The 9711-nt window shown below is 73.9% G+C and carries 11 protein-coding genes; 8 read left to right on the top strand and 3 right to left on the bottom strand.

Features of this window, described 5'->3' with window-relative positions:
* The 3 genes from FJ694_RS35430 to FJ694_RS35420 all read left to right on the top strand — a co-directional run.
* The coding region (locus tag FJ694_RS35430) for a class I SAM-dependent methyltransferase (RefSeq protein WP_198321174.1) at nucleotides 1–480 on the top strand (480 nt) is incomplete at its 5' end.
* Nucleotides 477–1286, top strand: a complete 810-nt coding sequence (locus FJ694_RS35425; RefSeq protein WP_157272219.1) for a class II aldolase/adducin family protein — start codon at nucleotides 477–479, stop codon at nucleotides 1284–1286. The genes FJ694_RS35430 and FJ694_RS35425, both read left to right, overlap by 4 nt.
* A 56-nt stretch (nucleotides 1287–1342) precedes the next feature.
* Nucleotides 1343–1549, top strand: a complete 207-nt coding sequence (locus FJ694_RS35420; protein WP_157272218.1) for a 4-oxalocrotonate tautomerase — start codon at nucleotides 1343–1345, stop codon at nucleotides 1547–1549.
* A gap of 39 nt (nucleotides 1550–1588) precedes the next feature.
* On the opposite strand, the gene FJ694_RS35415 is transcribed toward FJ694_RS35420, so the two are convergent.
* A complete protein-coding gene (locus FJ694_RS35415; RefSeq protein WP_157272217.1) occupies nucleotides 1589–3541 on the bottom strand; it encodes a PAS domain-containing hybrid sensor histidine kinase/response regulator in 1953 nt (650 codons plus the stop codon).
* Between the two features lie 590 nt (nucleotides 3542–4131).
* On the opposite strand from FJ694_RS35415, the gene FJ694_RS35410 reads away from it, so the two are divergent.
* Nucleotides 4132–4341 carry a hypothetical protein gene (locus FJ694_RS35410; protein WP_157272216.1) on the top strand — a complete coding sequence of 70 codons (210 nt, stop codon included), beginning with the start codon at nucleotides 4132–4134 and terminating at the stop codon, nucleotides 4339–4341.
* Between the two features lie 67 nt (nucleotides 4342–4408).
* On the opposite strand, the gene FJ694_RS35405 is transcribed toward FJ694_RS35410, so the two are convergent.
* Together FJ694_RS35405 and FJ694_RS35400 are read right to left on the bottom strand one after the other, a co-directional pair.
* Complete coding sequence (locus FJ694_RS35405) at nucleotides 4409–4873, bottom strand: GNAT family N-acetyltransferase (protein ID WP_157272215.1); 465 nt, start codon at nucleotides 4871–4873, stop codon at nucleotides 4409–4411.
* A gap of 98 nt (nucleotides 4874–4971) precedes the next feature.
* On the bottom strand, nucleotides 4972–5496 hold the full coding sequence (locus tag FJ694_RS35400; protein WP_157272214.1) for a YidB family protein: 525 nt from the start codon (nucleotides 5494–5496) through the stop codon (nucleotides 4972–4974).
* Between the two features lie 236 nt (nucleotides 5497–5732).
* Between FJ694_RS35400 and FJ694_RS35395 the strand changes: the two genes are divergently transcribed.
* From FJ694_RS35395 to FJ694_RS35380, 4 genes are all read left to right on the top strand, one after another.
* A complete protein-coding gene (locus FJ694_RS35395) occupies nucleotides 5733–6020 on the top strand; it encodes a YkvA family protein (protein WP_157272213.1) in 288 nt (95 codons plus the stop codon).
* Between the two features lie 121 nt (nucleotides 6021–6141).
* Nucleotides 6142–6348 (top strand): hypervirulence associated TUDOR domain-containing protein, encoded by a 207-nt coding sequence (locus FJ694_RS35390; protein ID WP_157272212.1) that lies wholly within the window; start codon nucleotides 6142–6144, stop codon nucleotides 6346–6348.
* A 2-nt stretch (nucleotides 6349–6350) separates the two neighbouring features.
* Nucleotides 6351–6704 carry a DUF3140 domain-containing protein gene (locus FJ694_RS35385; protein ID WP_157272211.1) on the top strand — a complete coding sequence of 118 codons (354 nt, stop codon included), beginning with the start codon at nucleotides 6351–6353 and terminating at the stop codon, nucleotides 6702–6704.
* Between the two features lie 210 nt (nucleotides 6705–6914).
* A partial coding sequence (locus FJ694_RS35380) for a hybrid sensor histidine kinase/response regulator (protein ID WP_157272210.1) occupies nucleotides 6915–9711 on the top strand: 2797 nt, incomplete at its 3' end.

Below are 9711 nucleotides of genomic sequence, written 5' to 3'. Positions count from 1 at the left end.
AGCGCGCCGGCGCCGCGCCTGCCCTCGCCCGAGGCGCTGGCCCAGCGCGGGCAGCGGCTGCAGGCCGCCGGCGTTGCGGCCGCACCCATCGTGCCGGTGGTGCGCAACTTCGAGGAGCCCGTGCCGGCCGAGGTCGCCGAGGGCGGGCTCGACCTGGTCACGCTGATGTTCAACTACCACGACCTGGGCTTCCTGGGCGTGGACCGCGCGCGCATGAACCGCGCCATACTGCGTGCCCTCAAGCCCGGCGGCCTGTACGTCATCGCCGACCATGCCGGGCGGCCGGGCACGGGCATCTCCGAGTCCGGCACGCTGCACCGCATCGAGGAGGCGTTCCTGCGCGCCGAGGTCGAGGCCGCCGGCTTCAGGCTCGCGGCGCAGGGCGACTTCCTGCGCAACCCCAACGACCCGCGCGACCGCAACACGCCCGTGCCGCTGCAGCCCAAGGACCAGTTCGTGCTCAAGTTCGTCAAGCCATGACCGTTGCATCCGCCACGACCGCCGCCACGACCGCCGCCACGCCCGCCCCCGGGGCCGGCTCCGCCGCGCGCGCGCCGCGCACCGAGCGCGACGTGCGCATCGACCTGGCCGCCGCCTACCGCCTGGCCGCGCTGGCCGGCTGGGACGACACCGTCTACACCCACATCTCCGCGGCCGTGCCGGGCGAGCCGGGCGTGTACCTGCTCAACGAGTTCGGCCTGGCCTTCGACGAGGTGCGCGCCTCGGACCTGGTCAAGGTGGACGTGAAGGGACGCGTCGTGGACGGCAGCGGCCGCCGCGTCAACCCCAGCGGCTTCGCCATCCACGGCGCGGTGCATGCCGCGCGTGCCGACGTGGAGTGCGTGGTGCACCTGCACGCGCCCTGGGGCGTGGCGCTGTCGATGCTGCCCGAGGGGCTGCAGCCGACCTCGCAATGGGCCATGCGGCTGTACGGGCGGCTCGGCCGCCATGGCTACGAGGGCCTAGCGCTGGGCGAGCAGGAGCGGCAGCGCATGGTCGCGGCGCTGGGCCCGCTCGACGGGCTGATCCTGGAGAACCACGGCACGCTCACCGTGGGCCGCAGCGTGGCCGAGGCCTTCATGCTCATGCACATCCTGGAGCGCGCGGCGCAGGCGCAGCTGCGCGCCATGGCCGCCGGGGCAGGGCGCATCCGCGCCGCCCCGCACGAGCTGGCCGAGCGCACCTACCGGCAATGGGTGGGCGACGGCAGCGAACGCGACGGCGACGTCGAGTGGCCCGCGCTGCTGCGCCGCGCCGATCGGCTGACGCCGGGCTTCCGCGACTGAGCGGTCACGCTCTCCCCTCTTTCTTTCCCGTGCATCAACCAACAAGGAGTACATCGATGCCGACCCTGCGAGTCGAACTTTTCGAAGGCCGCACCCCCGAGCAGAAGGCCGCGCTGGCCAAGGAGCTCACCGAAGCCTGCGTGCGCGTGCTCGGCGGCAGCGCCGGCGGCGTGGACGTCGTCTTCTACGACGTGGCGCGCCACGACTGGGCCACCGGCGGCGTGCTGTGGAGCGAGCAGGCGCCGGCCAAGCCCGCGGCCTGATGAACCCTCGGCGGCCGCGCGGCTTTCAGCGCGGCCGGCTCAGTCGGCCACCGACCGCGGCTGGACCAGCGCCAGTGCCAGCGCCTTGCGCAGATCGTCCAGGCCCACGGGCTTGGTGAGGTGCAAGGCGAAACCCGCGGCCTGCGTGCGCGCCCGGTCGGCGTGCTGGCCGTAGCCGGTCATGGCCGCGACCACCGGGCGGGCGCCGGGCAGCGAGCGCAGCCGGTCCAGCACCTCGAAGCCGCTGCCGTCGGGCATGTTCAGGTCCAGCAGCACCAGGTGCGGGCCGAATTCCCGCGCCGCCGCCAGCGCCGGCACCGCGCCGTAGACGGCACGCGCCGGGTGTCCCAGCAGCTCCAGCAGCGACACCATGGTGTCGGCCGAGTCGCGGTTGTCGTCGATGACCAGCACGCGGCAGGCATCGGCCGGCGCCACGCCGGCCGCCTTCGCCGGCGGCTGCGGTGACGCCGCCGCGCCGTCCGCCTCGGCCAGCGGCAGCCGCAAGGTAAAGACGCTGCCGCGGCCCACGCCCTCGCTGCTGGCGCCCAGGGCGCCGCCATGCAGCTCCACCAGGCGCCGCGCCAGGCCCAGGCCGATGCCCAGGCCGCTGTCGCCGTGCTCGCGCGGCGTGTCGCCCTGCTCGAACAGGCCGAAGATGCGCTCCAGCGCCTGCGGCTCGATGCCGTGGCCGGTGTCGCTGACCGTGACCACGGCGTCCTCGCCGTCGATGCGCAGCGCCACGGCGATGTCGCCGCCGGACGGCGTGTAGCGCGAGGCGTTGCTGAGCAGGTTCTGCAGCGCCTGCGCCAGCCGGGTCTCGTCACCCAGCACCGGCACGGCCGTGTCGGGCAGGTTCAGCGCCAGGTGCTGCGTGCGCGCGGATATGACCGGGCGCAGGGCCTCGGCGCCGGCGGTCACCACGTCGCGCAGGTCGAGCCGCGCGCTCTGCAGCACGATCTTGCCGTTGACCACGCGCGCCACGTCGAGCAGATCGTCGATGAGCCGGGTCAGGTGCGTGAGCTGGCGGTCGATGATCTGGCGCGCGCGCACCAGCGGCGCGGGCAGCGGCGAGTACATCTGCAGGATGTCGCTGGCATGGCGGATGGGCGCCAGCGGGTTGCGCAGCTCGTGCGCGAGCATGGCCAGGAACTCCTGCATGCGCCGGCTCGACTGCTCCAGCTCGGCCATGCGGCGCTGCTCGGTGAGGTCGCGCGTGACCTTGGCGAAGCCGCGCAGCACGCCGTCCTTGTCGCGCACCGGCGTGATGACGACGTTGGCCCAGAACGGCGTGCCGTCCTTGCGCACGCGCCAGCCCTCGGCCTCGGCGCGGCCCTGCAGCCGCGCGGCCTCCAGCTCGCGCTGCGGGGCGCCGGCGGCGACGTCCTGCGCGGTGAAGAACATCGAGAAGTGCCGCCCGACCACGTCCTCGGCGGCGTAGCCCTTGATGGCGCGGGCGCCGGCGTTCCAGGTCAGCACGTGGCCGGCAGGGTCGAGCATGAAGATGGCGTAGTCCTGCACCGCCTCCATCAACAGCCGGAACTGCTCCTCGCTGCGGCGCAGCGCCTCCTCGTGGCGCTTGCGCTCGGTGAGGTCGCGCGTGACCTTGGCGAAGCCGCTGAGCCGGCCGTCGGCCTCGCGCAGCGCGGTGATGACGACGCTGGCCCAGAAGCGGCTGCCGTCCTTGCGCACGCGCCAGCCCTCGTCCTCGAAGCGGCCGGCTTCCGCGGCGCGCTCCAGCTCCTCGCGCGGCCAGCCGCGCGCCGCCACCTCGGGCGGATAGAAGGTCTCCAGCGGCCGCCCGATGATCTCGGCGGCCTCGTACCCCTTGAGTCGCTGCGCGCCGGCGTTCCAGGTCTGCACGCGGCCCTGCTCGTCGAGCATGAATATCGCGTAGTCCTGGACACTGTCCACGAGGAGGCGGAAACGTTCCTCCGTATATTGAGGAGCACCGGCCGAATTTGCGGGCGGGCGGTCTCGGTGCTGATCGGGCATGGGTTTCGTGTCGGCAGGAAAGCGGGGGCGGCCAGCGAGTGCACCATGATGCCGCCATGCCGCAGGCAGATGGAAGCGGCCCCGATTATCTTTAGATGGCTAACCCGTGGCAGGCGCCGGGCCGTTGCCCGCGCCAGACCGCCGCGGCAGGCGGCGCGCGACGCGCCGCCCGGGCAAGCCGACACCGCACTGCCGCGCGCAAAAGTCAACCAATGCAGCTTATGTAAAGCCGTGAACCGCCTGTCGCGCGGGCTTTGCTGCTGTCACCGCGCCGGCCGCACGCTGTCGCGCCGACCGCCGCGGCGGCGCCCGGGTTTCACTCAAACTCCTGAGTATTTACGCGCCTTTTGGATATTGGCCTGTTTTCTTGCAATAACCCTGAAGCCAGTCTTGCGGATTTATCCGCCGGCACGCTGCCTGCTTCAAAACCCCCATTTTTCGGGCTTGGAGAGATGGAATTCCCACTGGCATCGTGGGTCCGGCACTCGAAGTTCCAGCCGCGGCGGCGCGCCGTCGCGGCAGGGTTCGGGGCGCGGTGAATCGACGGCGCCGGCCACGCGGCGCCGGGCTCTGTTTTGAAGGGGCGCAACATGCTGCTGTCCAGCAAAAAACTGCATCTGAAGCACCCGATCGCCATGGCCATCATCGGCCTGGGGCTCAACCTGATCGGCGTCCTGTTGCTGTACCGCTCGTCGCTGCCGTTGCGGGACTTCTTCGTCGTGCTGGGCGTGCTGGGCATCGCCATGAACGGCTTCGCGCTGGCCGTCCACCTGGCCGCGCGCTCCGACCAGCGACCTTGACGCCGCCGCGCGCGCCGGCCGTCGCGGCCTTCCCGGCGGCCCGGCCGGCGCGACGGCCCGGGAGCGCTCAGCCGCCGCGCAGCGACTTCTCCAGGCGCACGGCGTCCACCACGCCGCCGTAGTAGCCGACCGCGCGGCCGGTGACTTCGAAGCCCAGGCGCCGGTAGAAGGCCAGCGCGTCCGGGTTGTCGGCCCGCGCCTCCAGCCGGATCTTCTCCAGCCCGGCCACGCGCGCCGGCTGCTCCAGCCACTGCATCAGCCGCGTGCCCGCGCCCTGGCGGCGTCGCGACGGCAGCACCGCCAGCAGCGACAGGTGCGCCTGCTGCTCGCCGTATTCCATGATCCCGAAGCCCAGCACGCCGGCGTCGCCCTGCGCCACGGCGACGTTGGTGGCCGCATCGCCCATGGCGCGCAGCACGCGCTCGCGCCGCCAGCTCCAGCCCAGGCCCTCCTCGATGAAGTCGCGCGACATGCAGGCGATGCGCAGCGCGTCCTGCGCCCGCGCCAGGCGGATGGTGGGAACGATGTACATGCGGTCTCCCGGCTTGCCGATGGGCTATGGGAATCCAACCAGCAAGCCCCTTGCCATCACCGGTTCCGATGCCGCGGCGCGGGCGCGCCCCGGACGCGTCAGTGCGGCAGCCGCTTCTCGTAGTCGGTGATGCGCTCCAGCAGCTGCCCGCGCTCGGGCAGCTCGCCCGTGGGCGTGAAGTAGTCCACCACCTCGGGCAGCAGCCGGGCCAGGCCGCGCCGCGCCTCGTCCTCGCTGACGCCGGCGCGCGCCGCGATCTCGCCCAGCTCCTGCGCCGTGAACAGCGCCGACACGGCTTCGGGCGTCAGCGCCGTGTTGGCGCCGTTGAGCACCCAGGAACTGGCCAGCGCGCCCTGGCCATGGCGCGAGCAGCGCGCCAGCAGCCCGGCCAGGCCGCCCACGCCGCCCAGCGCCGCGGACGCCGCCGGCGCCTGGCGCGCGGCCTCCTGCGGCACGGCGGCAGCCGCACCCGGCCCGCGCCGGTCGGCGAGCATGCCCAGCACCACCGGCAGCAGCGCCTGCAGCACGGCGTCGGGCCCGGTGGCGGCGCCCTCGCCGTCCGTCTCCTGCGCTGGCGTGATGCCAGCAGCCTGGCCGGCGAGCATCTGGTCGAGCAGTCCCATGGCGGGCTCCTTGCGTCAGCGGCGACACGGCCTGCGCGGCAAGCGCCGTACGCGCGGCGGCGGCGGCCGAGGGCAAGCTTTCGCGGCGGCGTTGAACCGGCACGCCGCTCGCCGCTCCAATCCCGGGAGCGCGGGCGGCGCCGTTGTTACGGCTGGTTCGCGTCCCCTTGCCCGGCCCGTCACATGCCCCACCTGGAGGGCCTGGGCGGCCATTCCAGCCCTGACGGAGACCCGACATGTGGAAGCGAGTGACCCTGCTGTGGAGCCTGGTGCGCGGCGATGCGCGGCGCCTGTGGTTCGCGTTGCGCCATCCCGAGGCGCCGGCCTGGCTGAAATGGGGCACGGCGCTGGTGGCGCTGTACCTGCTGTCGCCGGTGGATCTGCTGCCCGACACGATTCCCATCCTGGGCGTGGTGGACGACCTGGTGCTGGTGCCGCTGGCCATCCGCTTCCTGCTCGACCGGCTGCCTCCGCACATCGCGCGCGCCGCGCAGCAGCGCGCCGGGGTGCCGCCACGGCCCTGACGCCGCGCGCCGCGCCCGCGGTCGGAACCCGGGCTTGTCCCGGGTCCAAGGCACGGCCGTTGCTCTGTTCGCGCCATGGACCGCCGGCAACGTCGCCGGCCAAGAGCAAAGGAGCAGCGCCATGTCCGAGTTCAAGAAAGGCGACGAGGTGGAATGGAACACCTCGCAGGGCACCACCCGCGGCACCGTGACGCGCAAGGTCACCGGCGAGGCCCACGCCGGCGGGCACACGGCCAAGGCCTCGAAGGACGAGCCGCAGTACGAGGTGCAAAGCGCCAAGACCGGCCACAAGGCCATTCACAAGGCCGATGCGCTGAAGAAGGTCTGACCATGGCGCACGAACACGCCACCCAGGACCGCGCCGCCACCATCCGGGCCTTCCAGGAGGCGGTGAACATGTCGCCCTCGACGCTGGAGCGCTGGCTCCAGACACAAGAGTCCAGCCAGGTCGGCTTCACCCACGAGGGCGAGCAGGAGTCGGTGGGCCATCACTCGGGCCGGCGCATCGTCGCGCTGCTGCGCAAGAAGCACGCGCAGCTCGACGACGACGACCTCGACCACATGCGCAAGGTCGTCGGCTACGTGCACCGCCACCTGGCGCAGCGCCCGCAAGGCGACGTGCGCGACACGCGCTGGCGCTGGTCGCTTATGAACTGGGGCCACGACCCGCTGCGCGACGACTGATCCTCCCGCCGGCGCGCGGGCCGGCCCGCGCGCCGGCCCGCGCGCCGCTGTTGCAATTGCGCAGCCCCCCGTCCAGGGGCCTCGACTTACACTTTGTCGCGAAGTCGAGGGACTCCATTGGCTCTTTCCCACCCACCCGCCGCTCAGGCCGACTTGCCGGCCGCTGCGCCGCCTTCCGGGGCGGCGGCTCGGGCGTCGGAGCCCGTGCCGGTGTCGTGGCTGCCGTACCTGGGCTTCCTGGTCACGATCACCGTGCTGGTGAGCCTGCTGGTGGCGCTGACGCTGTGGCAGGACCGGCAGCAGGTGCGCGCCCGCGCCACCGCGGCGACGCAGAACTTCGCGGCGCTGCTGGAGCGTCAGGTCAGCGCCGTGTTCGACAAGGCCGACATCGTGCTGCGCACCGCGGCGTCGCAGTACGCGCAGCAGGCGGCACAGGGCCCGGTGCACGCCGACCGCTTCAACCGCCTGCTGGCCGAGGAGCAGGCGCTGCTGCCCGAGGCGCTGAGCCTGCGCGCGGCCGGCGCCGACGGCGTGGTGCGCTGGGGTTCCGGCGTGCCGCGGGAAGCGCCGGTCAGCATCGCGGACCGCGACTACTTCCGCCTCGCCCGCGACAGCCGCAATTCCGCGCTGATCGTGTCCGGTCCGGTGTTCGCGCGCATCTCGCAGCAGTCGGTGATCGTGCTGGCGCGGCGGCTGCAGGCCAGCGACGGCAGCTTCGCGGGCGTGGTGTACGCGAACGTGGCGACGAGCGAGTTCGGCAAGGCCATGGCCATCGAGCTGGGCCCCAACGGCGCGGCCACGCTGCGCACCGCCGACCTGGCGCTGGTGCACCGGGTGCCCCCGCCCAAGGACGGCGTGGGCACCCGCAACACCTCCGCGGAACTGCGCGCGGCGCTGCAGGAGCGCCCGGAAGGCGGCAGCTACATCGCCGTCACGCCGTTCGACGGCGTCGAGCGCAGCAACGCCTACCGACGGCTGCAGAAGTACCCGTTCTACGTGATCGTCGGCCTGGCCACCGCCGACTACCTGGGCGCCTGGCACGACACGGCCTGGACCGTGGCCGGGCTGGGCCTGCTGGTGGTGCTGGTCACGGCCATCGCCACGGGGCTGATCTGGCGTGCGGCGCGGCGCCAGCGCGCGGCCATCGCCGGGCGCGAGCGCGCCGCCAGTGCCGTCGAGGCGCTGCTGCTGGAACGCACGCGGCTCAATGCGGAGCTGGCGCTGCGGGTGCGCGAGGCCGAGTCGGCCAACCAGGCCAAGGGCCGCTTCCTGGCCAGCATGAGCCACGAGATCCGCACGCCGCTGCATGCCGTGCTGGGCCTGGCCTACCTGCTGGAGAAGTCCGAGCTGGGCCCGGAGCCGCGCGAGCTGGTGCGCAAGCTGCACAGCGCCGGGCGCTCGCTGCTGGGGCTCATCAACGACATCCTGGACTACTCCAAGGTCGAGGCCGGGCGCCTGGAGCTCGAGGACGTGCCCTTCGCGCTGGGCGAGGTGCTCGACCGCGTGGCCACCGTGCTGGGCACCATGGCCGCGGGCAAGGACATTGAGCCGGTGATCCAGCCGCCGCCCCCGGGCCTGGAGCAGCTGCGCGGCGACGCGCTGCGGCTGGAGCAGGTGCTTGTCAACCTGGTGGGCAACGCCGTGAAGTTCACCGAGCGCGGCCTGGTGGAGGTGGCGCTGCGCCTGGAGGTCGAGGAAGCCGACCGCGTGCTGCTGCGCTTCTCGGTGCGCGACACCGGCATCGGCATCGACGCGGCGCAGCGCGAGGCCATCTTCGCGCCCTTCGCGCAGGCCGATGCCGGCACCACGCGCCGCTTCGGCGGCACCGGGCTGGGGCTGAGCATCAGCCGCCGCCTGGTTCGGCTCATGGGCGGCGACATGGGCGTGGACAGCACGCCCGGCCGGGGCAGCGAGTTCTGGTTCACCGTGCGCCTGGTGCGCGGGTCCCGGGCCACCGCCCCCGTCGCGCGCGACGGCGCCGCCACGCGCCGGGTGCTGGTGGCGGCGGCGCCCGGCGCGCTGCGTGAGGCGATGCTGCGCAGCGCGGCGCTGCTGGGCTGGAAGGCGCATGCCGTGGACGACGCCGCACAGGCCGCGCTGGCCGTGGCCCGGCCGCGTGCCGCGGACCGCGGCTTCGACCTGGTGCTGCTCGACGTCCCGGCGCCCGGCCCGGAGGGCCTGGCCGCGGTGCGCCGGCTGCACGAGGCGGCGGCCGATGCCGCCACCGTCACCGGCCGCGCTCCCGCGCTGGTGCTGCTGGCGCGCGCCGCCGCGGTGGCGGCGCTGCGCGAGGTGCTGCTGGACGGCACCGGCGCCGTGGCCGACGCGATCCTGACCAAGCCGGTGACGCCGGCCATGCTGCTGGCCGGCGTGCAGCCCGCGGCCGCGCCGCCGCCGAATCCGGCTGCCACTGCCACGACCACCGCCGCGGCGGCGCCGGCCTCGGCGGACGGCACGCGGCTGCGCGGACTGCGCCTGCTGGTGGTGGACGACAGCGCCATCAACCGCGAGGTCGCGCAGGGCGTCTTCGGCGGCCTGGGAGCACAGGTGGCGCTGGCCGCCGACGCCGAGGACGCGCTGCGCCGGCTGCGCGCGCGGCCCGACGCGGTGGACCTGGTGCTGATGGACGTGCAGATGCCCGGCATGGACGGCTACGAGGCGGTGCGCGAGATCCGCCGCGACCCGGCGCTGGCGCGGCTGCCGGTGGTGGCGCTGTCCGCCGGCGCGCTGCCGGCCCAGCGCGAGGCCGCCACCGCCGCCGGCATGGACGGCTTCATCGCCAAGCCGTTCGAGGTCGATGCCGCGGTGGCGCTGATCCTGGCCCTGGCGCGCCGGGCGGCGGCGCCAGTGCCCGACGGCAGGGCCGCCGCGGTGTCCGCGCCGCTGCCCGCGCCTACCGGCGCGCCAGCCGCGGCTGCCGGCGCAACCGCCCGGCCGGGCGGCAGCGGCGGCATGGGCGTGGCTGTGGCCGAGGCGTCGGCCGGCGCGCAGGGCACCGCCGTGCTGG

The sequence above is a fragment of the Azohydromonas aeria genome (assembly GCF_009760915.1).
GTDB lineage: Bacteria > Pseudomonadota > Gammaproteobacteria > Burkholderiales > Burkholderiaceae_C > Azohydromonas > Azohydromonas aeria.
This window is presented reverse-complemented; position numbering and strand designations above follow the sequence as displayed.